Origin of the sequence: Thalassobius sp. MITS945101 (genome assembly GCF_047123305.1) — a bacterium.
Classification (GTDB): Bacteria; Pseudomonadota; Alphaproteobacteria; order Rhodobacterales; family Rhodobacteraceae; genus Thalassobius.
The window spans coordinates 2,724,524-2,748,558 of the sequence record NZ_CP138918.1; the positions used below are offsets into that span (position 1 = coordinate 2,724,524).

Sequence of the window (24,035 nt, forward strand, 5' to 3'; positions counted from 1 at the left end):
CCATGAGGATGGTTTGACCCGCAAAGGTGTGTTTTGACCGACCCCGCTTCGCAACACGGGCCGAAACAACGGCTTGATAAATGGCTCTGGCACGCGCGTTTCTACAAGACGCGCGGGCTGGCCGCGAAGATGGTCTCGGCTGGGCACGTGCGGGTCAATTCCGACAAGGCCGCGAAACCGGCCCATTCTGTCAAACCCGGTGATGTGCTGACCTTCCCGCAAGGCAATCAGATTCGCGTCGTGCGGATCGAAGCCCTTGGCGAACGGCGCGGCCCTGCGCCCGAGGCACAAACGCTGTACACCGATTTGACCGAACCGCAGGAGAACGTCCCACGCAGCCCACGATTTGAGGGCAAGGGGCGTCCGACCAAACGAGACCGGCGAATGATCGACCTTGATCGTCAGCGAGGCTTGAATGATCTCCCGCAGTGAATTAGCTAATGCGCCAACCACAAACGTAGAGAGACACCCATGACTTACGTCGTCACAGACAATTGCATCGCCTGCAAATACACCGACTGTGTAGAGGTCTGTCCGGTGGATTGTTTCTATGAGGGCGAGAACACGCTGGTGATCCACCCCGACGAATGTATCGACTGTGGTGTGTGTGAACCCGAATGCCCCGCTGACGCGATCCGTCCCGACACTGAGCCGGAGATGGAGAAATGGGTTGAGTTCAACCGCAAATACTCGGAGCTGTGGCCGGTGATCCTGGAGAAAAAGGATCCGCTGCCGGGCGCAGAAGAAAAAGATGGCGAGAGCGGCAAGCTGGAGAAATACTTCTCTGAAGCACCGGGTGAAGGCAGCTAAGCGCTGCGACTCAGTGATTCGGCTGGGATTCGGCTGATTCGGGTCGAAAACTGGTCCAATCGGTAAAAATAGGGAGAATCGGCAGGGATTCTGCCCTAGATTCCCCTTTGGCCGCTGTTGGGGCGCTTTCGAGAGGCCCCAAAATGTGCTATATTGCAGAAACATGACGAAGACTGCCTGACGTTTTGTCCGCGCCTCACGAAACCAGCGGATGAAAACTTTGCGACCAATCCCGACTGACGAGCGTACTTTGGTGCCTCGCCCGTCTTTTTGTCGCCCATGACCAGGCGGTCCTTGCGGAGAAGGATTGCATGAGCAAAGCGAAGAAATCTGAATTCAGCCCGAACGATTACGTGGTTTACCCGGCGCATGGCGTTGGTCAGATCGTCTCGATCGAAGAACAAGAGATTGCCGGCATCGCGCTGGAGCTATTTGTGATCTCCTTTGAGAAAGACAAGATGACCCTGCGTGTGCCCACCAACAAGGCCACCGAGATCGGGATGCGTTCACTGTCGAGCCCCGATGTGGTCTCGCAAGCCATGAAGACGCTCAAAGGCAAGGCCAAGGTGAAACGTGCCATGTGGTCGCGCCGGGCCCAGGAATACGAACAGAAGATCAACTCGGGCGACCTGATCGCCATCGCCGAAGTGGTGCGCGACCTGCACCGCACCGACGATCAGCGCGAGCAGAGCTACTCGGAGCGTCAGCTTTACGAAGCCGCGCTGGAGCGTCTGACCCGTGAAATCGCCGCCGTTGGGGGCGGGGATGAAGTTGCCGCCGCCAAAAAGGTGGATGAGGTGCTGGTGTCGCGTGCTGCGGCGTGAACCAGTGATCGGACGGATCTCTGACTGAACGAGAAAACCGCGCCTGTTCTGGGCGTGGTTTTTCGTTTGCTAAGGTCTAATGCGTCAGCTGATCAGCGCCATCAGCAGCAGCACCTCCAGCGCCTGCTGGGTTGCCCCCAGCGCGTCACCGGTTTGGCCGTTGATCTTGGCCTTGGCCAACAGGATCACGCCCCAGACAGCCAGTGCTGAAATTACCAACAGACCAAGAGTTGCCCAACCAATGGTCACAAGGCCCACCACTGCGGCCACGGCAACCGCAGCCAGAGCCACACGCCGATCCGGACGGCCCTGTGCATGGCTGAGGCCATAATCCCGCGCATGGGGCAGGGCGCCCATCACCACCGGCATCCCCGCCCGGCTAAGCGCCGCCACACCGATCACGGCCCAGAGCATCTCTTGCTCCACCAAAGTGGTCAGACCAAACCAGCGGGCCGCCAGCGACAGAACCAGTGCAATCACCCCATAGGTGCCGATCTGGCTGTCCTTCATGATCTCCAGCCGTTTGATCCGTTCCCAGCCGCCCCAGAATCCATCGGCGCAATCGGCAAGCCCGTCTTCGTGCATCGCCCCGCAAGTCACGATCATTGTTGCGAGAATCGCCAGGGCCACAGCAGGGGCTGGTAGGCCCATCCACACTGTCAGAAGCCCGACACCTGTTGCAATAAGGCCAATTGATACACCCACCAGTGGATAGGCCCAGCCCGCTTGCGCACCGCGCGTGTAGGCTTCGTCCGGAAGTCGGATCGGAAGTCTTGTCAAAAGGCCAAGAGCAACGGCAATATCTCTTGGTTGAAAGGGCGACGTGTCGTTTTCTTGCATGTAAAGTCTCATTCAAAGGCTTGTTCCCCGATAGCATTGGGGTAAACAACAGAGCAAGGAAGACGAGAAGACGGGGCCCCGGATGCAGCAGAGTTTCAACACGCTTGACGAGTTTCGCGCGATTTTGGCAACGGCGCCCGCGCCGAATGCAAATGCCCGCAAAGAGGCAGAAGCCCGCAACGGTCAACTGACCAAACCGCCTGGCGCACTGGGCCGACTTGAAGATATCGCGATCTGGTACGCCAGCTGGCAGGGCCGGGCCGAACCCAAATTGCGCTATCCGCAGGTTCTGATCTTTGCTGGCAACCACGGCGTTACGGCACAGGGGGTTTCGGCCTTTCCGGCGGAAGTGACCGAACAGATGGTGCTGAACTTCCAGCACGGCGGCGCGGCGATCAACCAGCTGTGCAAAACCTTCGGGGCACAGATGTCGGTGCATGCGCTGTCGCTGGACACGCCCACCGTTGATTTCACCCAAGGTGCCGCCATGTCCGAGGCCGAACTGGTCGAGGCGCTGCAGGCGGGTTGGAACGCGGTCAGCAAATCTGCGGACCTCTTGGTCACCGGGGAGATGGGCATTGGCAACACCACCCCCGCCGCCGCCATCGCCGCGGCGCTTTATGGCGGTGAGGCTGCGGACTGGACGGGACGGGGCACCGGTGTCGATGACGCCGGTCTGGCCAATAAAACCCGTGTGGTGGCAGAAGGACTGGCGCTGCATGCAGGCAAGGGCGACGGGCTGGAAACCCTGCGCCGTCTGGGGGGACGGGAATTGGCCGGTATGGCAGGGGCCATCGCGCGCGCCCGCAGTTTGGGCATTCCGGTGTTGCTGGACGGGTTCATCTGCTGCGCCTCTGCGGCGGCACTGCTGCAGACCGAGGCCAGCGCGCTGGACCACTGTATCGCAGGTCACGTCAGCGCCGAAGGGGCGCATGGCAAACTGCTGGAAAAGCTGGGCAAGGAACCGCTTCTGTCGCTGGGGCTGCGCCTCGGCGAAGGTTCAGGCGCGGCGCTGGCCATTGGGGTGCTGCAGGGCGCGATTGCCTGCCATTCCGGCATGGCAACCTTTGCCGAAGCCGGTGTGTCAGACGGCTGATCTGACGGCTTTACATGGCTGGCAAGCAAAAGGGGCCATAGGCCCCTTTTTTGTCTTCACAGAGTGTCTCTTACTCTTTGCTTTCGTCGCTTTCTGGCGGTTTTGCCTGGCTTTCCAGTTGCGCCAGCAGGGCGGTTTCCAGCTCTTTCTCCAGTTCCTGCGCCCGTTTCACATAGGCCGGGTTCTGCGGCGAAGGCACGTTCGGGTCCCAGACCTGTGCCAACTCGCGGATGGCCATGCGGTCATGCTGATAGAACACACGCTCAGCCTCGGCCGCTTCGTATTCGCTGAGGCCAATGTTCTCCAGCACATAACGACCTGCCCGCAGTGAGCTGTCAAAGGTTTCGCGCACGATGTCATTGGCACCGGCCTGATAAAGTTCGAACACATGGGTGCGGTCGCGCGCGCGGGCGATGATATGCAGATCCGGCCGTTCCCTGCGGGCAAAGGCGGCCAGACGGGTTGCGGCGTCCCGATCATCCAGCGTGATCGCCAGCACGCTGGCCTCTTTCAAACCAGCGGCGTGCAGCAGTTCGGGGCGTGAGGGGTCACCGAAGAAGCCTTTGAAACCGAACTTCCGCATCAGCTGAATGGTGCCCATGTCATTGTCCAGAACCACGGTTTTGTAGCCGCTGGACTGCACCAGCCGGTTCACGATTTGCCCAAAGCGGCCAATGCCTGCGATGATAACCGGACCGGCCTCGTCGATCTCATCCTCTTCAAAACTGTCGCTGTCCTTCATGGTTTTCGACAGCAGATCGTAGATGATGAATAGCAAGGGGGTGGCCAGCATTGACAGCGCCACTACAAGTGACAGCGTATCCACCAGAGGATTGGGCAGCACATTCTGCTGCCGCGAGAAAGAGAGCAGGACAAAGCCAAACTCACCCGCCTGCGCCAGTGACAGGGTGAACAGCCAGCGGGCGCGGCCGCGGATGTTGAACAGATGGCTGAGCAGGTAAAGGATCGCGCCTTTGATCAGCAGCACAGTCAGTGTTAGCCCGATCAGATCCAGCGGTGCGGCAAAGAAAATGTCGAAGTCGATGCCGGCGCCCACGGTGATAAAGAACAGGCCCAGCAACAGCCCTTTGAAGGGTTCGATATCGCTTTCCAGTTCGTGGCGGAATTCTGAGTTTGCCAGAACCACACCCGCCAGAAAGGTGCCAAGGGCCGGGGACAGGCCCACCGCCGTCATGATGGCGGCAATCCCCAGCACAATCAGCAGCGCCAGGGCGGTGTACATCTCACGCAGGCGGGCATGGTGGATGAAGGCAAACAGCGGGCGGGTGAGGAAGATCCCCGCCAGAATGACGGCCGCGACTGCGCCCAATGTCACCAAGGTCACCCCCCAGCCGGGCAGCCCCTCAACCAATGACACGCCTCCCGGTGCACCTGCATGGCCGCCGCTGCCACCGCCCGGTGTTGGACCGCTGTTGGACATCGCCAGAAGCGGCAACAGCGCCAGCATGGGGATCACCGCGATATCCTGCGTCAGCAGCACCGAAAAAGTTGAGCGCCCGCCATTGGTCTGCATCAGCCCCTTCTCGGACAGGGTTTGCAGCACAATCGCGGTGGAGGAGAGGGCAAAAATCATCCCCACCGCCAGCGCCGGTTTCCAGTCCAGTCCCAGCGCCATCGACAGCGCTGTCATTGCCGCCATTGTCAGCCCGATCTGCAAGCCGCCCAAACCGATCAGCCGGTGCCGCATCGCCCAAAGCGCCCTTGGGTCCAGCTCCAACCCGATAAGGAACAGCATCATCACCACGCCAAATTCGGCAAAGGTCTGCAGGTCCTGGGTTTCCGATCCGACAAGCCCCAGCACGGGGCCGATGATAATGCCCGCGCTGAGGTAGCCAAGGACAGAGCCAAGCCCCAGCCGCGCGGCCAATGGCACAGCAATCACGGCGGCGATCAGATAGATAGAGGCGGAAAAGAGAAAGTCTTGCATGGGTTTGCGGCGTCTCCGGCAGGGGCGTCAGGGGCAGGGCGTCTGGTACAGGGTCTCTGGGGCGCGTTCAGCGCGCTTAGGCTCACTGTAGGTTATTTTGGGAAGATGTCAGGTGGGCAAAGGGGCGTCCTGTTTGAACTGGTCCATAACGATTTGGCTTTGCACCCGGCTGACCGCCTCATGGCGCAGCAAAACCTCATGGATCAGGCTGTTAAGTGCGGTCAGATCCTCGCAATAGACCCGGAGCAGGTAATCGGCGTCGCCGGTAAGGGTCCAGGCGCTGGTGATTTCGGGCCGCAGGTTGACGAGACGGGCAAAGCTCTGGCTTTGCTCGGGGCCGTGGGTGCCCAGCTGCACCTGCACAAAGGCCTGCACGCTGAGGCCCAGCCGCGCGGGGTCCAGTTTTGCGGCGTAGTTGCGGATATAGCCATCCGCCTCCAGCCGTTGCCGCCGCCGCCCGGCCTGAGAGGCCGAAAGGTTCAGCAATTCCGACAACTCCTGAGTCGTCAGATGGCAGTTCGTTTGCAGCGCGGCCAGCAGCCGTTTGTCGGTATCATCCAGCATAGTGTCATCTCGTGCGTGAAATTGTCACTTTTTCCCTAAATAGTGCGGTGAAGCCGCATGGCAACTGCTTTCCACCCCTCATAATGCGCAAAATTCCCACATCTTTTGCGGCATACTTAACACAGCAAACAAATTAGCAAGGGAGGCACCCATGGGTCCGTTTCCGCATATGGCTCCAAAGGCCGTTATCAGCCCCGAAAACCCCGCCGGTACCGATGGTTTTGAATTCGTCGAATTCGCACACCCCAACGCCGAAGAGCTGCGCGAGCTGTTCGCCAAAATGGGCTATGTGAAGGTCGCCAAACACAAGACCAAAAACGTTGAACTGTGGCAGCAGGGCGATGTGACCTACGTCCTGAACGATGAGCCAGGCAGCTTTGCCAGCCGCTTTGTCGAAGAGCACGGCCCCTGCGCCCCCTCGATGGGCTGGCGCGTTGTGGATGCGCAGCATGCCTATGATCATGCGGTGAAAATGGGGGCAGAGCCCTATGACGCCGATGACAAAACCCTCGACTGGCCCGCGATCAAAGGCATTGGCGGTTCGCTGATCTATTTCACCGACGAAAGCCATGACCAGTCGCCCTATAACGCCGATTTTGACTGGCTGGGCACCTCCAAGCCGGAAGGCGTTGGGTTCTATTACCTAGATCATCTGACCCACAACGTGTTCAAAGGCAACATGGACAAGTGGTTCAAGTTCTACGGCGATCTGTTCAATTTCCGTGAAATCCGTTTCTTCGACATCGAAGGCAAGTTCACCGGACTGTTGAGCCGCGCGCTGACCTCGCCCTGTGGCCGAATCCGGATCCCGATCAACGAAGACCGCGGTGAAACCGGTCAGATTGTGGCCTATCTGAAGAAATACAACGGCGAAGGCATCCAGCATATCGCGGTTGGCTCCGAGGATATCTATGCCTCGACCGACGCGATCTCGGACAATGGTATCAAGTTCATGCCAGCCCCGCCCAACGCTTACTATGATCTCAGCCATGACCGTGTGGTTGGCCACGAGGAACCGATCGACCGGATGAAGAAACACGGCATCCTGATCGACGGCGAAGGTGTGGTTGACGGCGGTGAGACCAAGATCCTGCTGCAGATCTTCTCCAAGACTGTTATTGGTCCGATCTTCTTCGAGTTCATCCAGCGTAAAGGCGACGATGGGTTTGGCGAAGGCAACTTCAAAGCGCTGTTTGAATCGATCGAGCGTGAGCAGATCGAAAACGGTGAAATCGAGGCCGCGGAATAAAAGACGGCCAGACGGGGAGGGTCCGGCTTCGGCCGGGCCCGTCTTTCAGTCGGGGCTCCACCCCCGGCAATCGCCCTTGCCTTGCGGCTTTCCTCGCAAGGCAGGGCTTTTTCATTTTTGCGATAGGGATCGGCGCAGACGCCTGAATGCGTTGCGCCTGAGACAGAAGCGCCGCCTTAGCCGCGCGGCATCTTCAAAGTAATGGTGCGACCCGATTTGGTGTAGCGCAACTCTGTCTTGCTGATCGAGGCCACGCGGCCACCGTCAATCCGGTCACCCACGCCAACTTTCTTGTACCGGCCCGAGGCCAGGCGGACCAAAGCCTGGCGATCGCTGGATTGGCCAAAGACGCCGATCAGGTTGATTTTGCGCAGGTTCAGCTGGTTCTTCACCGTCGCCTGACGGGCCACCGACGCCGATGTCGGCAGCTGCGGTTGCACACGTGCCGAAGCGGTCTGGACGTCTTGGGTGATGTTGGTGTTCAGATTGGCTGGACGCGCGCGTGGTTTCAGCACCGATTGTGCCACCGCTTCGTTGATGGCGTTGCGGGTCTCCCCGGACAGATCAACCAAGGGGGCGGAGGCGCTGTTGAGCAGGGCCAGACGGTTGGCTTCACGCTCGGCGGCGGTGATATTGGGGCGGGCTTTCGGGCGCAGAGTGGCCAGCTCGCTGCGGGTGCGACCGCCAAGAACACTGCGTTCGTTGGATTCGATCAGATCGTCGGGACGGGCGCGCGGGCGGATCTTGGCGCGGCGCTGCAGCTCTTCTTCGCTGATGCCGTCAGGCGTAACAATAGCACGGGCGGGAAACTGTGACGGGCGCACATCAGGACGCCCTTTGTAGACCAGAATGCCATCCGGGGTCATCGCGCCGTCAGGTGTCGCGGTCACCAGACCACGCTGGTCAAAGGCAAATTCGGTTCCGGCGGCGGCGGGGACGTTCTGGGCTGGCGGGGTGGTGTCGGACTGCACGCGGCGCGCATCGGGCAGGGCCACGGCGTCAAACGACGGCACTTTGGGATCAATGGAGGCGATATAGAAATCATCCAGCTGTGCCCCTTCGGGCATGTCGGGCTGGGCCGGAGCGTCTTGCCAGATGCCGCTGGCGGCGTAGCGTTCGGCGGTGGTCATCTGCTGCTCAGGGGTGAGCGCGGCAGGCGGCGTGACGTCGGGTTCGGCCTCCAGCTCAACATCAAGATCGGGATTCAGCACCGGATCCAGAGTGGGCGCGCGCGAGGTGGTTTCGGGTGTCAGATCCGTTTCCGGGGTCAGCCCAGCGGGGGCTTCGGGTTCAAATTGCAATTCGGTCGGCAGCGAAGCGATTTCGGCAGTGTCCGGCGCCGCTTCGACCGCCGTGCCTTCGACCGCAGGCAGGTCGACATCTGCCAGCGCATTTCCCGCCTGCGACACTTCGGGTGTTGTGTCGGTGGCGCCATCTGGCGCGGTTTGGACCGCCGTCAGAGCCACAGGTTCAGGCGCTTCGATCACCGGGGCGGAATCTGCTTCGGCCTGAAGCACCTCTTCGGTGGTTTCCGGGGTCGCGCGGAACAGATTGGCTAGACCTTCCTCGCCCAAAGACGCCCAAGCCGCCATTGCCACCAAGAACAACAGCAGCAGCGCGGTCAGGATCAGCCCAAGGAACTTGGGTTTGCCTCCGACTACAACCTCCTCTTCCGCGGGACGGGCGCCAAAAACGGTCATCCGCTGCTTTTCACGTTTCGCCGCTTGTTTCTTGGTTGCCTTGCTGGGCTTGGATTTGCCTTCCGCAGCCGCACCGGGCACTGGCACGCTGGGGGCGGTGACGATGTCTGCCACTGGAGCTTCTGCCGTCAGGGTTGAGGCCGCAGCCTCGCGCATGGCGGCTTCGGCCTCGGCTTCGTTGGCGGCGGCGATAGTCATGTCGCCAGCTCCGAGCGGCACCTCAGGGGCGTTCACATCGACCTGCGGCGTTGCAATTGCGGGTTCGCCGGGCAGGGCCGGATCGCCCTGCGTTGGCGCCGCGATTGTAGGCTCGATCTTGGCCGGTGCTTTGGTTTCTGGCTGCGCCTTCTTGTCCGGGCGCAGCGTCAGCTTGCGTACGCTTTCAAAGGCCCCGGCACGGCTGGCGCCATCCAACGCGGGCGCAGCACTAGGCGGCACCGCATCGGCATCCCTGCCGCGACGGGCCCGCACGCTGGAGAAGGAAAATCCACCCTCGGAGGGTGCAGTAGCTTCTTGCTCAAGGGCTTGCGCTGCGACATCAGTGGGAGCTGCAGCGCCTTCCGGAGGTGTTTGATGGGTAAACAGCGGTGGCAGATCAGGCTCCGCAGACGGAGCCGCGGGCGCAGCGGCCTGATCTAGCTTCAGATCTGGCAAGTCTGTCTTCAGCGCCGTCTCGGCAGGGTCAGGCGAAACCTCAACATTGCCGCGCTTTTCAGCCGCGTCGATAAGTTCCAGTTCTTCCGGTGTCAGCTCCGCTGCGGGCCCCAGCTCGTTTTCGATGTCCAGCGCCATCTGTTCATAGTCAACAGATTTGGGCGCGGCCGGCGCAGGGGAAGGCGCGGGGACATCAGGGGCTGCAATGGTTTCCACCACTGGGGCGGCAACAGGTTCCGGTGCCACAGGGGCGGGCTCTGCAGTAGCAACCGGCGCAGGCTGGGCAACCTGTTCCACGACCTGTTCCACTACGGGGGCCGTGACGGTTTCAACCACCGGGGCCGCAACGGGTTCAGGTTCTGGCGCGGGCGGAGGGGCTGGAAACTTCGCCGGTCCCACAACCGCCACCGCATCTTCGTCCGGTTGCACCGGGCCGCCAAACAATTCGGTCGCCGCATGGGTGCCGCCAAAAAACGGCTCACCGGGGAAGCCGCCTTCGGGCTGACCAACAAAGCTGACGGGGTTGAACTGATGCTCGTGGGCAAAGGCCTCGGCCTCGGCCAATGTCTCGCGTGCAACCGCCGCGATTTCCAGATCCGCACCGTTCTGACGCCAGTCAATCGCCAGATCGTCCAGCTCATAGGGGGTGGCGCCTTCCAGCGCGCGATGGGCCAGGCTTTCGAAACCGTCCATCGCAGTGCCGTTCACCGGCACCGTCACATATTTGATTTGATCTTCGGGCAGGATCAACTTGCTGGTGACGCCATCCGGCGACAGGGTCAGCGCCTGTTCCCGCAAATTTGAAAGGGCTGCGCCCAGATCTTCGGATTCAAAGGGCACAGACCCCACTGCGCGCCAGCCGTCCGGGGCGCGGTGCAACAGGTCAATGCCTTCAAACGAAAGCGTTAATGCAAAACTTGGCTTCATGCGTTTGCTGTAGCATCCTCCGTGAAACAAAGGGAGACCCTTTGCTTTTTTCCGAAAGAATAAAGCAGCTTCCCGCCGAGGGGAAGGGAGCCCACGACCTCCCCCTTGCAGTCGCCGTGCCAAAGACGCACCTCTTAGGGCAGCAATTCCTTAAAGGAGGAAGTTCGATGCAGTTGATGAAGAGATTTGCCACCCCCGTTTTGATGGCCGCCCTGATGGTTGCGCCGGTGGCCGCCACAGCCGAGGTTCAGCGCCAGATCACCGTCGTGGGCGAAGGGGTGGTCACCGCCACGCCTGATATGGCGACAATCAATCTGGGCGTGCGTCATCGCAACAAAGATGCCGAACAAGCCATGCAACAGACCGCCAACGCGTCGCAGGACATTGTGGCGCGGTTGAAGTCCCTTGGCATTGCCGCAAAGGATCTACAGACTTCCACCCTGTCGCTGCAACAGCTGGAAAGCTACGGGTCGGGCAACAAACGTCGGATTGACGGCTATGAGGCCGCCAATACGTTGACGGTGCGTATCCGGGACCTCGATAGCCTTGGGCCGGTGCTAAGCGCGGTTCTGCAGGATGGGGCGAACTATTTTGGCGGCCTGAGCTTTGCCTTGCAGGATCCCAAGGCGGCGCAGGATGCGGCCCGACAGGCGGCGGTGAAAGATGCGCTGGCCAAGGCCGCGCTTTATGCCGGGGCCGCAGGGGTTGAGCTGGGCGATGTCCTGTCGATCTCGGAGGCGCGCGACCATGCGGTGCCGATGATGCGGATGGAAATGGCGATGGCGACGGATATGGCGGTTGAGCCTGGGGAACTGAGCCTGAAACAGCAAGTGACATTGGTGATTGCGTTGAAATAAGCCGGGTTCCGCCCGGGTTTAATCGCAAAAGGCCGGGGAGATCCCCGGCCTTTCCGTTTCTCCGCAAAGGCTTAGGCCGAAGCGGTCAGCGCCTGTTCCAGATCCGCGATGAGGTCTTCGGCGTTCTCGATCCCGATGGAAATCCGGACCACATTCGGGCCGGCACCCGCCGCAACCTGCTGCTCTTCGGTCAGCTGGCGGTGGGTGGTGGAGGCCGGGTGGATCACCAGCGAACGGGCGTCGCCGAGGTTGGCCACATGGCTGAAAAGCTCCAGGCTGTCGACGAATTTCACGCAGGACTCATAGCCACCTTTCAGCGCCACGGTGAACAGGCCACCGGTGCCTTTGGGGCAGATCTTTTCGCCGCGCGCCTTATAGGGCGAACTGTCGAGGCCCGCGTAGGTGACAGCTTCGACATGGTCGTTGCCTTCCAGCCAACCGGCGATCTTCTGCGCGTTTTCGCAGTGACGCTCCATCCGCAGCGATAAGGTTTCGATCCCCATCAGCGTGTAATGCGCCGCCTGAGGGTTCAGGGTCATGCCCAGATCACGCAGACCAATGGCGATGCCGTGGAAGGTGAAGGCCAGCGGGCCAAAGGTCTCGTGGAACTTCAGGCCGTGGTAGGCGGGTTCCGGCGCGGACAGGGACGGGAATTTGTCGCTGGCGGACCAGTCAAACTTGCCCGAGTCGACAACCACACCGCCAGTGACCGAACCGTTGCCGGTCAGGTATTTGGTCATCGAATGCACCACCAGAGTCGCGCCATGTTCGATCGGGCGGCAGAGGTAAGGCGTGGCCGAGGTGTTATCAACGATCAGCGGCAGGCCCACCTTGTCCGCAATGGCCGAGATCGCCGGCAGATCGGTTACATAGCCGCCGGGGTTGGCCACGGATTCACAGAAAATCGCACGGGTGTTGTCATCCACAGCGGCCTCAACCGCGGCCAGATCTTCGAAATCGACAAACTTGGCCGACCAGCCGAACCGTTTGATGGTCTGGCTGAACTGGGTGATCGAGCCACCATAAAGGCGGGTGGAGACCACCACGTTATTGCCAGGCTGCATCAGCGGGAACAGCGCCATGATCTGGGCAGCGTGACCCGACGAACAGCACACCGCACCCACGCCACCTTCCAGCGTCGCCACACGTTCCTGCAGAACCGCCACGGTGGGGTTGGTCAGGCGCGAGTAGATGTAGCCGACCTCTTGCAGGTTAAACAGCGCCGCCGCGTGGTCTGCATCGCGGAACACATAGGCCGTCGACTGGTAGATCGGGGTTTGACGGGCACCGGTGGCCGGATCGGGGCGGGCGCCTGCGTGGATTTGCAGCGTGTCGAAGCCATAGTTCGGGGCGTCGGTCATGCGGGGTTCCTCCTTAAGAGCTCTGTTGGGCAAGTTTCTGATTTGTTGACAAAATGGATAGGGGATCAAAGAACGATCGACAACTCCAACGGGATTATCGGGGGTTAAAAACGGAAAAATATCCGTTTCAAAAGGCTGAAACGGACGTTTGTTCCGGAATGGTGGGAAAGGATGAATGAGCGGCCGAGAATCACAGCTGTCTCAGCCCGCGCAGATTACCGGATCCAAAGATTGTGGTTCTTCAGGCGCTGGCGGATCTTCTGCTCTTTGCGTGGCAGGTCTTCGCGGTCAAACAATCCCCGCGCCTTATTGCCCTTGTTCTGGTAAATGAACCGTTTCATCGGCTCATATTCCTTCAAGATCCGCTTCATCCAGTTTGGACTGGCCAGATCCTGCACCAGCTCAATCACCGCATCACTTTCCCGCGCATAAAGCAGCGCCATCCAGCGATAGTGGCAGCTGACCGATCCGTCCAACAGTCCCTCCGGCAATGCACCATGCCCGCCGCCAAGCGAATGGATTACCAGTGGCAGAACCACCTGATCCAGCCAGGGATTTAACTGCTGACAGACCAACGCCTCGGGCGGATCTGCGCGCACCGAGGTGGCATAGTCCGCAAACCGGCGGCCAAACACATGGGGGCAGCGGTAGAAAAAATAGCCCGCATTGAAATAGAGATAGCGCCGCCAGAATTCATCCGGCTGGCTGAGGTCCAGCGAGCTTTCGAAATCCAGATCAAAGCGGTCGTAAAGTGACTGCCAGATCTCGGTGTAGCCGGGCCCATAGAGTTCAATTTTTGGCCAGGTTCCCTCCACCTGTTCCGAGGCGCCGGGGGTGTCAAAATCAAACGGCACCTTGGTCAGATCATCAAGGATCAGCGTGTCGGTGTCGAAGAACACAAACGGCTCGCCCTCGGGCAGGGCCATCAGCGCCTCGATCTTATTGCCATAGGGGTAGCTTTCACCGAAATGGCGCGAGTCAAAGGGCAGGATTTCAGCCCCAAACCCCTCCAGACGTTCGATAACATCCGGATCCAAGATACGCGGATCGTTCAGCCACAAAGGGCCGGGCTGCGGCACAGCAACGAAAAAACGACCGGGAAAATCGGGGTTGAACCGATGAAAAGACGCGGCAAACAGCAACGCCTCATATTGCAGCCGCCCGGATTGGGCGACGATCATCACGTTGAAAAGTTGGCTTTTCGGCTTGGCTTTGGCCATAGTTGAACTGCCCCGACCTCATTTTTCACTCACTATAGGGGCTGGCTGGCCCGCGTGACAGGGCTTGATGCAATTAATTGTAAATGGAGGATATTATGATCGACATTATGTTGATGCTCATCGGAATGGCCGTCGGCGGTGGCGGAGACTCCACGGGCGAAGAGATGGCGACGGAGATGGTCGAGACCCCGGCGGCCACCGTGCCGGCGACGGAAACTGCCGCCATTCCCACCGTTGCAGAGCCGCAGACGCCAATGGGCAAATTCACCACCGCAACCGAGGTGAAGCCGATCCTGACCATGACCAAGGGCAGTTGGGTAGCTGTGCGCGAATATGACGGCAAGGATCTGGTCTATTTCACCCATCTGATGAGCTGGCGTTGTGGCCTTGCGGCGATGCGGTATTCGCTGAATGACGGGCCGATCCAAATGTATGAGCTGCCACCCTGCGATGAGGCTTCGCCCACCCCCAATGCGATTCCGACAGGTTGGAACCCGATCTCAGGCTTACCGCCGCAGTCGGTCAAAAAGGTCTATGTGGAAATTTTCTACGATGATCTGACTACCGACAGCGCCAGTTTTGATCGCGCCGGGGTGGAGATTCAGTAGCGTTTCAGCCTGCTGCCTTGCGCAACCGGCTGAGGGTAACAGGCGTTATGCCCAGATAGCTGGCGATGAATATATGCGGGAACAGGGTTTCGTGACCGGGATGAACCTTGCGAAACCAGGCCAGCCGCTCGGCCGCGGGCAGGGCGGCCAGCGCCCATTCCCGCTGGGCGCGGCGGGTGATCTCGGCGCGCATGATGCCGTTGGCCCAGTCCCGCACATCCTTGTCGCGCAGCATTTCCGCCTCCAGATCTGAAGCGTCAATTGTGGCGATTGTGCAGTCGTTTAGGGCGCGCACTTCAACCAAAGAGCATCCGTCCTGACTGCGCGCGATATGTGGCGGCAGGACTGTTGGGCTGTGATGCAGGCCGGTGCAGACCTCGCGCCCCTCAGCATCGCAGATCAGGCTGACCATCGTGCCCGTGAGCAGCAGAATCTCCCGCTGTTCCGGCACACCTTGTTGGCAGACGGCTGTGCCTTTCAGGGCGACCTCCCGTTCAAAGAGCGGGACCAGTCGTTTGGCCGTGTCCGGTGGCAATTCCACCGACTGAAAAAGATCAAGAAGGGTGCGCATTTAAAAGCTGTCCAAACTGGCTTGGTCTTATCCGATGATAATGCATCCCGGAGGCTTAGGCGGCTAGATCGACACCAACGGAAACAAATTTGGAAGTGAAACGATGACCAAAAGGAAACAGACAAGCGGGCGGCAGGTCTTGGCCGTTCTGGCACTGGCGCTGCCGATCTATCTGATGATGGTGCTGGGACCCCTGGCTTGGATGGCGGAAATCGCCGGGCAGCCGGTGTTTGACCTGCGCCCGATGGGCTACTCTACAGCAGAGGCTGCTGCGCTGCTGGCCGCGCTGGGGGAGGCGGGGCAGGCGATCTATCTGTGGCGACAGATCCCACTGGACCTGATCTACCCCACACTGATGGCGCTGTTGTTCTGGCGGCTGGCGGGCTGGATCTCTGCAGGTGCCTACGCGAGGGGTAGAGAATCACGCGGGCTGCTGCAGGTCACCCGATTCGCGCGAGCCTGTGCGCTGTGCGCGGGCGCGGCAGACTATGCCGAGAATCTGCTGGTGGTCACTCTGTTGATCGAGGTGGCACCGCTGGAACAACTGGTGCCTTGGGCCAGCGCGGCGACCATCACCAAATCGGTTTTGACAACGGTGACCGTGCTGTTGTTGGCCCTCGCCGGCGGTCTGGTGTTGCTGAGAAAGAGAGAGGTCGTAACGGGAAAATAACGACATAAAACAGCGCCTTGCGCTGCGTTCTTACCATCTAACTTTAAGAAGAAGATGGTGGGCGACCTTGGAATCGAACCAAGCGTGCGTCTCCGCGAGGGAGTTACAGTCCCCTGCCACACCTTGCGGCCTGTCGCCCACTACCGAGCGGCGCTGCCGTTCGGTGAGGCGGTGTTTACGGTGCCGCGCGGAGGGCGTCAACCAGAAAATATCTTGCAGCTGACAGTTCTCCGGCGCATTAAGCGCGGCAACCCGAATGGAAAGGTTTTCGGCATGAAAAAGCCAAAGTGGGTGGTCGCCAAAGAACAGACCAAAAAAGCAGCCGCGGCTGAAACAGTCTGGCTGTTTGGCCTGCATGCGGTGCGGGATGCCTTGCAGAACCCGAACCGCCAGAAGCTGCGGCTGATCGTGACGAAAAACGCCAATGACAAGCTGGCCGAGGCCATTGCCGCATCGGGAATCACCCCCGAGCTGGTGGATCCGCGCAAATTCAACGCGCCGCTGGATCCGCAGTCGGTGCATCAGGGGGCTGCCTTGGAGGTGAAGCCGCTGGATTGGGGCAAGCTGGATCATGTCTGCGCCGGCGAGCCGGGGCTGGTGCCGCGGGTTGTGATGCTGGACCGGGTTACGGATCCGCATAACGTCGGGGCGATTCTGCGGTCGGCGGAGGTGTTTGGCGCCTGTGCCGTGGTGGGCACCCGCCACCATTCCGCGCCAGAAACCGGTGCTTTGGCAAAAACCGCCAGCGGCGCCTTGGAACGGCAACCCTATCTGCGCATCCGAAATCTGGCCGATGGCATGGAGGTGCTGCGCAACATGGGCTACCTGATTCTGGGCCTCGACGGGGAAGCAACGGAAACCATCGATTCGGCGGTGGAAGGCCACCGAGACCAGCCGATTGCGCTGGTGATGGGGGCCGAGGGGCCGGGCTTGCGCCAGAAAACCAAAGAGACCTGCGACAAGCTGGTAAAGATTGACTTCGCCCGTGGCTTCGGCTCGCTCAATGTGTCGAACGCCGCCGCGGTGGCGCTTTATGCGGCCAAGCCCTAAGCCGGTTTGTGCAACAGATTTCCCCATGAGGGCTTGAGTTTACGCCGTCAGCGCTTAACTCTGCCCGCATGGGTCATTCACGAAAAATCGCCACCTGTTGTTATTGCGGCCGCCGCTCAGAGCTGGTGCTGTCGGGCCGGGTGCAACATGAGTTGAGCTGCGGGTCCTGCGGCGCGCCTTTGCACAATATGAAACGGGTGCCGACACAGCCGGTGCCGCCCGAGGTTTCGGGCAAGCCTGCACGGGAGCCAGTCTATTACCGCGATCCCTATCCACAGGCGCGGCCGGACAGCTACAGGCCTCACAAAACCCGCAAGATGAAGCGCAGAAAACCCTGGGGTCGCAAGCTGTTGGAGGAAATTGTGGATGTGGTTGAGGACATCTTTGATTGAGCCCACCAAGGCCCCTCCACACGCGCTGATCACAAAGCCTTGAGGGTTTAATTGAATTTTAACAATACGCCCCTATCTCAAGGGATGAGAGACGCAGGACCGGAACTCCGCGTCTCAATTCACTGTCCCTCGTTCCGTACTGGCGCCCAGGTCCCCCCTTGGGCGCCTTTTCTTTGTCCCAAACTCCGGGTACCCCTAGGGCATGACAGAGAGCTACAGTGATCCCGAACTGAAAAAGATCCTGCAACGCACCAAACGGGTGGCAGTTGTTGGGGTGTCGATGAATCCGGTGCGGCCCAGCTATTACGTGGCGCGCTATCTGGGGCTGAAGGGGTACACCGTGTTGCCGGTCAATCCGGTCCATGCGGGCAAACGCCTGTTTGGCCAGCCGGTGGTGGCCACGCTGTCTGACATCGAAGCTGGGGTGGATATGGTGGACATTTTCCGCCGCTCCGAACATGTGCCTGCCATTGTGGATGAGGCTTTGGAGGCCTTCCCCAACCTACAAACAATCTGGATGCAGATCGGCGTGGAACATGCTGAATCTGCGGCGAAAGCCCGTGCGCGCGGTGTGGATGTGGTGATGAACCGCTGCCCCAAGATCGAGTATCAGCGCCTGTTTGGGGAGCTGCGCATGGGTGGCTTTGCCACCGGCGTCATCTCCTCCAAACTCTGACCTGCCTATTTGTCGCGCGATGCCTTTTCGGCAATGCCCGACTGGCCCTGACGGCGGGCCAGTTCGGCCATCACGTCACTCAGCGCCACGCCGCGCGATTGCAGCATGACCAGCAGGTGAAACAGCACATCCGCAGCCTCGGAAGTGAGGCCCGCTTTATCAGCCTTCACCGCTTCGATGATGGCTTCGACGGCTTCTTCCCCAAATTTCTCGGCGCATTTCTCCGGGCCTTTGGCCAGCAGCTTGGCGGTCCAGCTGCTTTCTGGATCCGCCTCGGCACGGGCTGCGATGATGGTGGCAAGATCGTCGAGGGTCATGCTTCAATCCTCATCGCAATGCCGGCGGCGGCCATGTGCTCTTTGGCTTCGCGCACGGTGTAGTCTCCGAAGTGAAAGATCGAGGCCGCCAGGACCGCGCTGGCACCGCCTTTGGTCACGCCTTCGACCAGGTGGTCCAGGTTGCCAACGCCGCCCGAGGCAATCACGGGAATGTCCACCGCATCGGAAATCGCTTTGGTCAGCGGCAGGTTGAACCCCGCTTTGGTGCCGTCGCGGTCCATCGAGGTCAGCAGAATCTCTCCGGCGCCTTTGGATTCGACCAGCTTGGCAAATTCCACCGCGTCGATTGGGTTGCCCTCGGTATCCAGCGCCGCCTTGCGGCCACCGTGGGTGAAAATGCCCCATTTGTTGGGGGTGCCGTCTTCGGCATGGCCGATGGTTTTGGCGTCAATCGCCACGACGATGCATTGGCTGCCGAACTGATCGGCGGCTTCGGCCACCACATCCGGATTGGCCACGGCGGCAGAGTTAAAGCTGACCTTATCCGCGCCCGCCAAGAGCAGGTTGCGCACGTCCTGCACCGTGCGCACGCCGCCCCCCACGGTCAGGGGGACGTAGCATTGTTCAGCAGTGCGCTGGACCATGTCATACATGGTGCCGCGGTTTTCATGGGTGGCGTGAATGTCGAGGAAACAGATCTCATCGGCGCCAGCGGCGTCATAGGCCTTGGCAGATTCGACCGGATCGCCTGCATCGCGCAGACCAACGAAATTCACACCCTTCACCACACGGCCATCGGCCACGTCCAGACAGGGGATGATGCGGGTTTTCAGCATGTTGGCATCCTCTTATGCGGCTCAAGCACCGTCCGCCCAATCCATAAGGGGCAGGGCGCTGGGATGCAATCGGGGATGCATTTGAGATGCGAAGTCCGCGGGCGAAGCGGCAGGTTTCGGTGCGGCTCAGGCCATGACCGGGCTGCCTGCTGCCACCCGTTTGATGGAGCCACGGCAGATCATGACATGAAACGGCATCACCACCTGGAGATAGGCGCGGCCCAGCCAGTTGTGCGGATGCACCCAGGTGGACATGTAGACCCGACCTTCATGTTGCAGCACCGCAATGCGGAAATCGAGGTGGCTATCATTGGTGCCCAGCAACAGCTCGCTGTCGCTTTCATAGGTGATCGGGAAGATCGCGTCACCTGCGTCACGGTTGTCGATCCCGGTTTTCAGCCCCAGCGGTTTCACCAGCGAATTGCGCAGTTTCAATAGGCCGTCGACCCAGCCGGGCATGGTAAAAGCCAGTTCCACCGCCTGCTGCGGTGGCAGGGTGGAGGCACAGCTGTAGCAGTCGAGGAAATCCCCGTCGCTGTGATGGCTCCAAAGATTTGAATGGGCGGGAAGCTTGTCGGATTTGAACTTTGGGGCAGGCATGGTGTTGCCTCCTTTGATCCTCTGTTGCGCTGAAGCGAGGGGATCATATTGCGCAGGCACAGGCCACGCGGCCTGCTGTCGCGCTGCGGCAATCTGCGCATCTTAGGCGATTTGACTGCAGGCTGGCAGAGGAGGAAAAGGGGGGGGGCGTTGCCCCCGGCGCTGCGCGCCTCCCCCAGAGTAATTTTAGCAAGATGAAAGGCTTAGTCTTTCAGAACCTTCAGCGCTTCGGCAAGGTCGATCGCCCCGTCATAGAGCGCGCGGCCTGAGATCGCCCCGTTCAATGGCGCGCCGCAGGATTTGAGGTTGCGCAGATCGTCAAGCGAGCTGACACCGCCTGAGGCAATCACCGGGATCGAGACCGCATTGCCCAGATCCGCCGTGGCTTCGACATTTGGGCCCTGCATGGCGCCATCGCGGTTGATGTCGGTGTAGATGATCGCCGCTACCCCCGCATCCTCAAAGGATTTTGCCAGATCGGTGACCATCACATCGGTTTCTTCGGCCCAGCCCTTGGTGGCCACACGGCCATTGCGGGCATCGATGCCAACGGCGACGTGACCGGGGAAGGCTTTGGCCGCTTCGCGCACCAGATCGGGGTTTTCCACCGCAACGGTGCCCAGGATCACCCGCGCCAGACCTTTGTCGAGCCAGCGTTCAATGGTGGCCATGTCGCGGATGCCGCCGCCCAGCTGCGCGGGCACTTTGCATTGTTTCAGGATTTCTTCGACCGGGGCGGCGTTGACCGGCTCACCGGCAAAGGCACCGTTCAGGTCTACCAGATGCAGCCATTCACAGCCCGCCTCGACAAATTCCAGCGCCTGAGCGGCGGGGTTGTCGTTAAAGACAGTGGCCTGGTCCATCTCGCCTTTGTAGAGGCGCACGGCATTGCCGTCTTTCAGGTCGATGGCGGGGTAGAGGATCATCGGGCGGACCTTTCTAGAATGCGTCCTGCGCCTTTTGCACGGGGGGCGGGGGAAATGCAACTTGCCCCTATGTCATGCTTGATCGGAATCGCCCCAACGGGTCAGGATTGTCGCAGTTAGGGAGGATCTCGAGATGAAAAAACTGGTTTTGGCAGCTGTTTTGACAGTTGCAGGCGCAGCAGGGGCCATGGCGGACCCGGTGCTTGGTGTGTGGAAGACGCAGGTGGATGATGGCAACTATGCCCATATTACCTTTGCCAATTGCGGTGCCAATCTGTGTGGTGTGATCAGCCGGACCTTCAACGCCGATGGCGAATGGCAGTCTGACAATATTGGCAAGCAGATTGTCTGGGACATGGAGGCGCGCGGGGGTGGGTCTTACAAAGGCGGCAAAATCTGGCAGCCTTCCACTGGCAAGGTCTATAAGTCGAAAATGTCCCTGTCCGGCAACACGTTGAAAGTGTCAGGCTGCGTGGGCCCGATCTGCAAGAAACAAACCTGGAGCCGGGTGAAGTAATCTCGGTTCACCACACGGGCATAGAACTGTGTTACGATACGCAGCATTAGAGCTTGGAGGCTTTGATGCTGCGTTTTCTTTTGTGCCTTTTGCTAATTTTTCCCGCCGCCCCATTGTGGGCGGAGCCGCTGATGGGGCTTTGGCTGACGCCGGAGGACCATAAGGGGCAGGTGGCCCATGTGCGGGTGCGCGCTTGTGGCGCGGGCTATTGCGGACGGATCGTTGCGGTACGCAAAGGCGGGCAGACGATTGAGCATCACAACATCGGCAAGGATCTGTTTACCGATATGCAACCGCAGGGGGGCGGAGCCTATGCCGGCACCGGCTGGGTGCCAGTGCACAACGTGAAGATCAAAGGCAAGGCGCAAGTGCGCGGCGACACATTGGTGTTTTCCGGCTGCGCGCTTGGCATGTGCCGCCGCCAGATCTGGCAACGGCTCAAATAGGCTCAGGCCCGCGCCCGCAGGTACAGCACACGTGCCTGCATCGCCAAGAGGCCAATCGCACCGGAGATACACAGAAGCAGCGCCCAGCGAAGCGGTGCCATGCCCAGCCTGCGTGCTTCGGGTAGCATTGCGGTGAAGGCCACGGCAAATCCCAGCATCAGATCAACCCAGATCTGTCCGGCCCAGAGCGAGGCGTCCATATCTTTGATAAATCCCGTTGGCCCTTCGCCCCAGACCGCAATCAGAGATCCGGCAAGGAAAACAGCGGAGGTGGCGGCGGGAAGCCGCCACAGGCCCTGGCCGGTGGGGCGATCCACAAGGGCGGAATAAAGCGCGGTGGCAATAACCGCAGCGGAGGACAGGGCAGTGATGAAAAGCAGCATGGTGAGTCTCTTTTGTGATTCTGTAGCACTTGCTACATAATGCAAATTGTAGCACATGCTACAAGCATGAATGTTGAGACGAGTCTGGATCCGAAACGCCGCGCCTGGTTGCAGGATATGGCGGCACATGTGTTGCAACACGGGTTGCGGGACGCCAGCCTGCGTCCCTTGGCCAAGGCGGCAGGCACCAGTGATCGGATGCTGATCTACCATTTTGGCAGCAAAGACGGGGTGATCTCGGCGTTGTTGCTGCATCTGGCGCAGTCTCTGACGGCACATCTGGATGTGGCGCTGCCCCCGGGGCGCGCCGAAACCGCGCGGGAGGTGGTGGAAGAGGTGCGCGCCCTGATGCAGAGCGACATGGGGCAGGGCTATATGCGGTTGTGGTTTGACATCCTATCGGTCGCGGCGCAGGGCGACGGGCCGCACCGGCAGGCGGGCCATGTGCTGTCAGAACTGTTTGAGGGCTGGCTGCAAAAGCGTCTTCCCGACCCGGCGCAGGCGGAGGCGGTGCTGACCCTGTTTGAAGGCGTGCTGGTGATGGATGCGCTGGATCTCAGCGCCCGCGGCGATGCGGCGCTGGATCTGTTGGACTAAGCGCCCGACGCGCGTTTAGGGCTTCCAGTTCAGGAAGTTTGCGATCAGGCGCAGCCCGGTTTTCTGGCTTTTCTCCGGATGGAACTGCATGCCCAGCATATTGTCGCGGCCCGCAATCGCCGTGATCGGTCCTGCATAATCTACATGCGCCAGCAGGGTCGCAGGATCGGTCACCTTCATGTGGTAGCTGTGCACAAAGTAGGCGTGGTCCCCGGTTTTGATACCATCAAACACGGGGTGCGGATTGTCGATCACCAGATCGTTCCAGCCCATATGCGGCACCTTCAAAGCAGCATCCGCAGGGGTGATCTTGTCCACCTCGCCGCCGATCCAGTCGAACCCAGCGGTTTCGTGATACTCCAGCCCGCGGGTGGCCATCATCTGCATGCCGATGCAAATGCCAAGGAAGGGTTTGCCACCTTTGATGACAACCTCTTCCATCGCCTCAAACACACCGCGGTGGTCAAACAGGGCCTTGCGGCAGGCGGGAAAAGCGCCGTCACCGGGCAGCAGAATGCGGTCCGCGGTGCGGATCAGCTCAGGGTCAGAGGTGACCACAACCTCGCCCGCATCGGTTTCCCACGCCATGCGCTGAAAGGCCTTCTCGGCAGAGTGCAGGTTGCCACTTTCGTAGTCTACAATCACTGTCAGCATTGCTTGGGCCCTTCGTTTGGTTTCGCTGATCAAGTGACGGGAAAATGCGCTGTGGTCAAGGGGATGTGGGGCTGGGGGCCGGGCCGACGTGGTGCAACAGTGTCATGACCTGATCAAACAACGCCTCTGTGTGATCTATGCCGTCTTCGATGAAACGACCGGGCAGCGCCAGCAAGGTGAAGCCATGGGCCAGCGACCAAACCTGAATTTCCACAATCCGTGGATCTGTGCCAGCGGGCACAAAGGGGGCGCAGGCCTCGGACAGGATCTGATAGGCGTTGGTGCCTTTTTCATGGTCACCCGGAGAGTCTGTGTCTGCCGCCTCCATCTCTTCCGGGGTGACGCCGAATATCATCTGCAGCAGGGCCGGATGGGCCTGACCGAAATGAAGATAGCCACGACAGATAGATTTCAGCCGCCCCTGCGGTGACGGATCACCTGTATCCGCCGCAGCCAGCATCGAGGCGGAGAAGCGGCGAAAGGCCTCTTGCGCGATCGCGGCTTTTAACCCGTCTATCCCGTTGAAATGATGGGCTGGAGCCGCATGGGACACGCCCGCCTGTGCGGCGCATTTGCGTAAAGTGAGTGCAGGCAGCCCGCCGTCTTCCAGCAAATCAATCCCCGCCTGCACCAAAGCGCTGCGCAGGTTGCCGTGGTGATGTGGTTTTTTGCGGGCAGCGGCGGAATGTGTGTTCATGCCACCAATTTACAGAGCGACTTGACAGTGTCAAGTTGATGCTATCTTTGCAGTGTCAAGTTTGCCCAATTAGGAGATTCTCCG

The 24,035-nt window shown here is 60.3% G+C and carries 28 protein-coding genes and 1 tRNA gene; 14 read left to right on the forward strand and 15 right to left on the reverse strand.

What is annotated here, in order from left to right; translation table 11 throughout:
• The first annotated feature begins 33 nt into the window (after nucleotides 1–33).
• The 3 genes from SIC14_RS13555 (at nucleotide 34) to SIC14_RS13565 (ending at nucleotide 1,634) form a co-directional block, all read left to right on the forward strand.
• Complete coding sequence (locus SIC14_RS13555) at nucleotides 34–432, forward strand: RNA-binding S4 domain-containing protein (RefSeq protein ID WP_412562456.1); 399 nt, start codon at nucleotides 34–36, stop codon at nucleotides 430–432.
• A gap of 39 nt (nucleotides 433–471) precedes the next feature.
• Nucleotides 472–810 carry a ferredoxin FdxA gene (gene fdxA, locus SIC14_RS13560; RefSeq protein ID WP_412562457.1) on the forward strand — a complete coding sequence of 113 codons (339 nt, stop codon included), beginning with the start codon at nucleotides 472–474 and terminating at the stop codon, nucleotides 808–810.
• Between the two features lie 311 nt (nucleotides 811–1,121).
• On the forward strand, nucleotides 1,122–1,634 hold the full coding sequence (locus SIC14_RS13565) for a CarD family transcriptional regulator (RefSeq protein WP_412562458.1): 513 nt from the start codon (nucleotides 1,122–1,124) through the stop codon (nucleotides 1,632–1,634).
• 84 nt (nucleotides 1,635–1,718) lie between these two features.
• On the opposite strand, the gene SIC14_RS13570 is transcribed toward SIC14_RS13565, so the two are convergent.
• On the reverse strand, nucleotides 1,719–2,486 hold the full coding sequence (locus tag SIC14_RS13570) for an adenosylcobinamide-GDP ribazoletransferase (RefSeq protein ID WP_412562459.1): 768 nt from the start codon (nucleotides 2,484–2,486) through the stop codon (nucleotides 1,719–1,721).
• Nucleotides 2,487–2,556: 70 nt separating this feature from the next.
• Between SIC14_RS13570 and cobT the strand changes: the two genes are divergently transcribed.
• Nucleotides 2,557–3,570 carry a nicotinate-nucleotide--dimethylbenzimidazole phosphoribosyltransferase gene (gene cobT / locus SIC14_RS13575; RefSeq protein WP_412562460.1) on the forward strand — a complete coding sequence of 338 codons (1,014 nt, stop codon included), beginning with the start codon at nucleotides 2,557–2,559 and terminating at the stop codon, nucleotides 3,568–3,570.
• A gap of 70 nt (nucleotides 3,571–3,640) precedes the next feature.
• Here cobT and SIC14_RS13580 read toward each other — a convergent pair whose 3' ends face one another.
• Complete coding sequence (locus SIC14_RS13580; RefSeq protein ID WP_412562461.1) at nucleotides 3,641–5,518, reverse strand: monovalent cation:proton antiporter-2 (CPA2) family protein; 1,878 nt, start codon at nucleotides 5,516–5,518, stop codon at nucleotides 3,641–3,643.
• Between the two features lie 108 nt (nucleotides 5,519–5,626).
• Nucleotides 5,627–6,082: an Lrp/AsnC family transcriptional regulator gene (locus SIC14_RS13585; RefSeq protein ID WP_412562462.1), complete on the reverse strand. Its 456-nt coding sequence runs from the start codon at nucleotides 6,080–6,082 to the stop codon at nucleotides 5,627–5,629.
• A gap of 151 nt (nucleotides 6,083–6,233) precedes the next feature.
• On the opposite strand from SIC14_RS13585, the gene hppD reads away from it, so the two are divergent.
• Nucleotides 6,234–7,331: a 4-hydroxyphenylpyruvate dioxygenase gene (gene hppD, locus SIC14_RS13590; RefSeq protein ID WP_412562463.1), complete on the forward strand. Its 1,098-nt coding sequence runs from the start codon at nucleotides 6,234–6,236 to the stop codon at nucleotides 7,329–7,331.
• Nucleotides 7,332–7,507: 176 nt separating this feature from the next.
• Here hppD and SIC14_RS13595 read toward each other — a convergent pair whose 3' ends face one another.
• Nucleotides 7,508–10,612, reverse strand: a complete 3,105-nt coding sequence (locus SIC14_RS13595) for a hypothetical protein (protein WP_412562464.1) — start codon at nucleotides 10,610–10,612, stop codon at nucleotides 7,508–7,510.
• 167 nt (nucleotides 10,613–10,779) lie between these two features.
• On the opposite strand from SIC14_RS13595, the gene SIC14_RS13600 reads away from it, so the two are divergent.
• Nucleotides 10,780–11,469: an SIMPL domain-containing protein gene (locus SIC14_RS13600; RefSeq protein ID WP_412562465.1), complete on the forward strand. Its 690-nt coding sequence runs from the start codon at nucleotides 10,780–10,782 to the stop codon at nucleotides 11,467–11,469.
• A gap of 71 nt (nucleotides 11,470–11,540) precedes the next feature.
• On the opposite strand, the gene SIC14_RS13605 is transcribed toward SIC14_RS13600, so the two are convergent.
• Both SIC14_RS13605 and SIC14_RS13610 read right to left on the reverse strand, forming a co-directional pair.
• Complete coding sequence (locus SIC14_RS13605) at nucleotides 11,541–12,830, reverse strand: O-acetylhomoserine aminocarboxypropyltransferase/cysteine synthase family protein (RefSeq protein ID WP_412562466.1); 1,290 nt, start codon at nucleotides 12,828–12,830, stop codon at nucleotides 11,541–11,543.
• 215 nt (nucleotides 12,831–13,045) lie between these two features.
• Entirely contained in the window at nucleotides 13,046–14,050 is a 1,005-nt protein-coding gene (locus SIC14_RS13610) for a hypothetical protein (RefSeq protein WP_412562467.1), read from the reverse strand.
• Nucleotides 14,051–14,145: 95 nt separating this feature from the next.
• Here SIC14_RS13610 and SIC14_RS13615 point away from each other — a divergent pair, with 95 nt between their 5' ends.
• Complete coding sequence (locus SIC14_RS13615) at nucleotides 14,146–14,658, forward strand: hypothetical protein (protein ID WP_412562468.1); 513 nt, start codon at nucleotides 14,146–14,148, stop codon at nucleotides 14,656–14,658.
• Nucleotides 14,659–14,662: 4 nt separating this feature from the next.
• Here the strand turns inward: SIC14_RS13615 and SIC14_RS13620 are convergent, their stop codons facing one another.
• Nucleotides 14,663–15,229 (reverse strand): Crp/Fnr family transcriptional regulator, encoded by a 567-nt coding sequence (locus SIC14_RS13620; RefSeq protein WP_412562469.1) that lies wholly within the window; start codon nucleotides 15,227–15,229, stop codon nucleotides 14,663–14,665.
• Nucleotides 15,230–15,332: 103 nt separating this feature from the next.
• Between SIC14_RS13620 and SIC14_RS13625 the strand changes: the two genes are divergently transcribed.
• Nucleotides 15,333–15,899 (forward strand): hypothetical protein, encoded by a 567-nt coding sequence (locus SIC14_RS13625; RefSeq protein WP_412562470.1) that lies wholly within the window; start codon nucleotides 15,333–15,335, stop codon nucleotides 15,897–15,899.
• A gap of 55 nt (nucleotides 15,900–15,954) precedes the next feature.
• Here SIC14_RS13625 and SIC14_RS13630 read toward each other — a convergent pair.
• Nucleotides 15,955–16,038: transfer RNA gene (locus tag SIC14_RS13630), tRNA-Tyr, on the reverse strand.
• Between the two features lie 134 nt (nucleotides 16,039–16,172).
• Between SIC14_RS13630 and rlmB the strand changes: the two genes are divergently transcribed.
• The 3 genes from rlmB to SIC14_RS13645 all read left to right on the forward strand — a co-directional run bounded on the left by rlmB (nucleotide 16,173) and on the right by SIC14_RS13645 (nucleotide 18,017).
• A complete protein-coding gene (rlmB, locus tag SIC14_RS13635; RefSeq protein ID WP_412562471.1) occupies nucleotides 16,173–16,949 on the forward strand; it encodes a 23S rRNA (guanosine(2251)-2'-O)-methyltransferase RlmB in 777 nt (258 codons plus the stop codon).
• A gap of 68 nt (nucleotides 16,950–17,017) precedes the next feature.
• Nucleotides 17,018–17,341, forward strand: a complete 324-nt coding sequence (locus SIC14_RS13640) for a hypothetical protein (RefSeq protein WP_412562472.1) — start codon at nucleotides 17,018–17,020, stop codon at nucleotides 17,339–17,341.
• Between the two features lie 202 nt (nucleotides 17,342–17,543).
• A complete protein-coding gene (locus tag SIC14_RS13645) occupies nucleotides 17,544–18,017 on the forward strand; it encodes a CoA-binding protein (protein ID WP_412562473.1) in 474 nt (157 codons plus the stop codon).
• A gap of 5 nt (nucleotides 18,018–18,022) precedes the next feature.
• On the opposite strand, the gene SIC14_RS13650 is transcribed toward SIC14_RS13645, so the two are convergent.
• The 4 genes from SIC14_RS13650 to hisA form a co-directional block, all read right to left on the reverse strand.
• Complete coding sequence (locus SIC14_RS13650) at nucleotides 18,023–18,334, reverse strand: phosphoribosyl-ATP diphosphatase (RefSeq protein WP_412562474.1); 312 nt, start codon at nucleotides 18,332–18,334, stop codon at nucleotides 18,023–18,025.
• Complete coding sequence (hisF, locus tag SIC14_RS13655; RefSeq protein WP_412562475.1) at nucleotides 18,331–19,131, reverse strand: imidazole glycerol phosphate synthase subunit HisF; 801 nt, start codon at nucleotides 19,129–19,131, stop codon at nucleotides 18,331–18,333. Before hisF ends, SIC14_RS13650 begins: the two co-directional genes overlap by 4 nt.
• Before the next feature lie 126 nt (nucleotides 19,132–19,257).
• The gene (locus SIC14_RS13660) at nucleotides 19,258–19,731 is read right to left on the reverse strand and encodes a DUF2867 domain-containing protein (protein ID WP_412562476.1); all 474 of its coding nucleotides are present in this window, start codon (nucleotides 19,729–19,731) and stop codon (nucleotides 19,258–19,260) included.
• Nucleotides 19,732–19,934: 203 nt separating this feature from the next.
• The gene (gene hisA / locus SIC14_RS13665) at nucleotides 19,935–20,657 is read right to left on the reverse strand and encodes a 1-(5-phosphoribosyl)-5-[(5-phosphoribosylamino)methylideneamino]imidazole-4-carboxamide isomerase (RefSeq protein ID WP_412562477.1); all 723 of its coding nucleotides are present in this window, start codon (nucleotides 20,655–20,657) and stop codon (nucleotides 19,935–19,937) included.
• 133 nt (nucleotides 20,658–20,790) lie between these two features.
• On the opposite strand from hisA, the gene SIC14_RS13670 reads away from it, so the two are divergent.
• Nucleotides 20,791–21,174: a DUF2147 domain-containing protein gene (locus SIC14_RS13670; RefSeq protein WP_412562478.1), complete on the forward strand. Its 384-nt coding sequence runs from the start codon at nucleotides 20,791–20,793 to the stop codon at nucleotides 21,172–21,174.
• Nucleotides 21,175–21,239: 65 nt separating this feature from the next.
• Entirely contained in the window at nucleotides 21,240–21,620 is a 381-nt protein-coding gene (locus tag SIC14_RS13675) for a DUF2147 domain-containing protein (RefSeq protein WP_412562479.1), read from the forward strand.
• A gap of 2 nt (nucleotides 21,621–21,622) precedes the next feature.
• On the opposite strand, the gene SIC14_RS13680 is transcribed toward SIC14_RS13675, so the two are convergent.
• The gene (locus SIC14_RS13680; RefSeq protein ID WP_412562480.1) at nucleotides 21,623–22,003 is read right to left on the reverse strand and encodes a hypothetical protein; all 381 of its coding nucleotides are present in this window, start codon (nucleotides 22,001–22,003) and stop codon (nucleotides 21,623–21,625) included.
• Between the two features lie 66 nt (nucleotides 22,004–22,069).
• On the opposite strand from SIC14_RS13680, the gene SIC14_RS13685 reads away from it, so the two are divergent.
• On the forward strand, nucleotides 22,070–22,600 hold the full coding sequence (locus tag SIC14_RS13685; protein WP_412562481.1) for a TetR/AcrR family transcriptional regulator: 531 nt from the start codon (nucleotides 22,070–22,072) through the stop codon (nucleotides 22,598–22,600).
• A 15-nt stretch (nucleotides 22,601–22,615) separates the two neighbouring features.
• On the opposite strand, the gene hisH is transcribed toward SIC14_RS13685, so the two are convergent.
• Together hisH and SIC14_RS13695 are read right to left on the reverse strand one after the other, a co-directional pair.
• Complete coding sequence (hisH, locus tag SIC14_RS13690; protein ID WP_412562482.1) at nucleotides 22,616–23,254, reverse strand: imidazole glycerol phosphate synthase subunit HisH; 639 nt, start codon at nucleotides 23,252–23,254, stop codon at nucleotides 22,616–22,618.
• Nucleotides 23,255–23,309: 55 nt separating this feature from the next.
• A complete protein-coding gene (locus SIC14_RS13695; RefSeq protein ID WP_412562483.1) occupies nucleotides 23,310–23,951 on the reverse strand; it encodes a TetR/AcrR family transcriptional regulator in 642 nt (213 codons plus the stop codon).
• Nucleotides 23,952–24,035: the final 84 nt, after the last annotated feature.

Excerpts from the sequence above, each read along its gene's own strand:
- SIC14_RS13615 (WP_412562468.1), top strand. The coding sequence starts at position 14,146 with ATGATCGACATTATGTTGATGCTCATCGGAATGGCCGTCGGCGGTGGC.
- SIC14_RS13600 (WP_412562465.1), top strand. The coding sequence starts at position 10,780 with ATGCAGTTGATGAAGAGATTTGCCACCCCCGTTTTGATGGCCGCCCTG.
- fdxA (WP_412562457.1), top strand. The coding sequence starts at position 472 with ATGACTTACGTCGTCACAGACAATTGCATCGCCTGCAAATACACCGAC.
- hppD (WP_412562463.1), top strand. The coding sequence starts at position 6,234 with ATGGGTCCGTTTCCGCATATGGCTCCAAAGGCCGTTATCAGCCCCGAA.
- SIC14_RS13580 (WP_412562461.1), bottom strand. The coding sequence starts at position 5,518 with ATGCAAGACTTTCTCTTTTCCGCCTCTATCTATCTGATCGCCGCCGTG.
- SIC14_RS13640 (WP_412562472.1), top strand. The coding sequence starts at position 17,018 with ATGGGTCATTCACGAAAAATCGCCACCTGTTGTTATTGCGGCCGCCGC.
- SIC14_RS13660 (WP_412562476.1), bottom strand. The coding sequence starts at position 19,731 with ATGCCTGCCCCAAAGTTCAAATCCGACAAGCTTCCCGCCCATTCAAAT.
- SIC14_RS13645 (WP_412562473.1), top strand. The coding sequence starts at position 17,544 with ATGACAGAGAGCTACAGTGATCCCGAACTGAAAAAGATCCTGCAACGC.
- SIC14_RS13675 (WP_412562479.1), top strand. The coding sequence starts at position 21,240 with ATGCTGCGTTTTCTTTTGTGCCTTTTGCTAATTTTTCCCGCCGCCCCA.
- SIC14_RS13650 (WP_412562474.1), bottom strand. The coding sequence starts at position 18,334 with ATGACCCTCGACGATCTTGCCACCATCATCGCAGCCCGTGCCGAGGCG.
- hisH (WP_412562482.1), bottom strand. The coding sequence starts at position 23,254 with ATGCTGACAGTGATTGTAGACTACGAAAGTGGCAACCTGCACTCTGCC.
- SIC14_RS13685 (WP_412562481.1), top strand. The coding sequence starts at position 22,070 with ATGAATGTTGAGACGAGTCTGGATCCGAAACGCCGCGCCTGGTTGCAG.
- SIC14_RS13680 (WP_412562480.1), bottom strand. The coding sequence starts at position 22,003 with ATGCTGCTTTTCATCACTGCCCTGTCCTCCGCTGCGGTTATTGCCACC.
- SIC14_RS13625 (WP_412562470.1), top strand. The coding sequence starts at position 15,333 with ATGACCAAAAGGAAACAGACAAGCGGGCGGCAGGTCTTGGCCGTTCTG.
- SIC14_RS13565 (WP_412562458.1), top strand. The coding sequence starts at position 1,122 with ATGAGCAAAGCGAAGAAATCTGAATTCAGCCCGAACGATTACGTGGTT.
- SIC14_RS13610 (WP_412562467.1), bottom strand. The coding sequence starts at position 14,050 with ATGGCCAAAGCCAAGCCGAAAAGCCAACTTTTCAACGTGATGATCGTC.
- SIC14_RS13620 (WP_412562469.1), bottom strand. The coding sequence starts at position 15,229 with ATGCGCACCCTTCTTGATCTTTTTCAGTCGGTGGAATTGCCACCGGAC.
- SIC14_RS13585 (WP_412562462.1), bottom strand. The coding sequence starts at position 6,082 with ATGCTGGATGATACCGACAAACGGCTGCTGGCCGCGCTGCAAACGAAC.
- SIC14_RS13595 (WP_412562464.1), bottom strand. The coding sequence starts at position 10,612 with ATGAAGCCAAGTTTTGCATTAACGCTTTCGTTTGAAGGCATTGACCTG.
- SIC14_RS13670 (WP_412562478.1), top strand. The coding sequence starts at position 20,791 with ATGAAAAAACTGGTTTTGGCAGCTGTTTTGACAGTTGCAGGCGCAGCA.
- hisA (WP_412562477.1), bottom strand. The coding sequence starts at position 20,657 with ATGATCCTCTACCCCGCCATCGACCTGAAAGACGGCAATGCCGTGCGC.
- rlmB (WP_412562471.1), top strand. The coding sequence starts at position 16,173 with ATGAAAAAGCCAAAGTGGGTGGTCGCCAAAGAACAGACCAAAAAAGCA.
- hisF (WP_412562475.1), bottom strand. The coding sequence starts at position 19,131 with ATGCTGAAAACCCGCATCATCCCCTGTCTGGACGTGGCCGATGGCCGT.
- SIC14_RS13605 (WP_412562466.1), bottom strand. The coding sequence starts at position 12,830 with ATGACCGACGCCCCGAACTATGGCTTCGACACGCTGCAAATCCACGCA.
- SIC14_RS13570 (WP_412562459.1), bottom strand. The coding sequence starts at position 2,486 with ATGAGACTTTACATGCAAGAAAACGACACGTCGCCCTTTCAACCAAGA.
- SIC14_RS13695 (WP_412562483.1), bottom strand. The coding sequence starts at position 23,951 with ATGAACACACATTCCGCCGCTGCCCGCAAAAAACCACATCACCACGGC.
- cobT (WP_412562460.1), top strand. The coding sequence starts at position 2,557 with ATGCAGCAGAGTTTCAACACGCTTGACGAGTTTCGCGCGATTTTGGCA.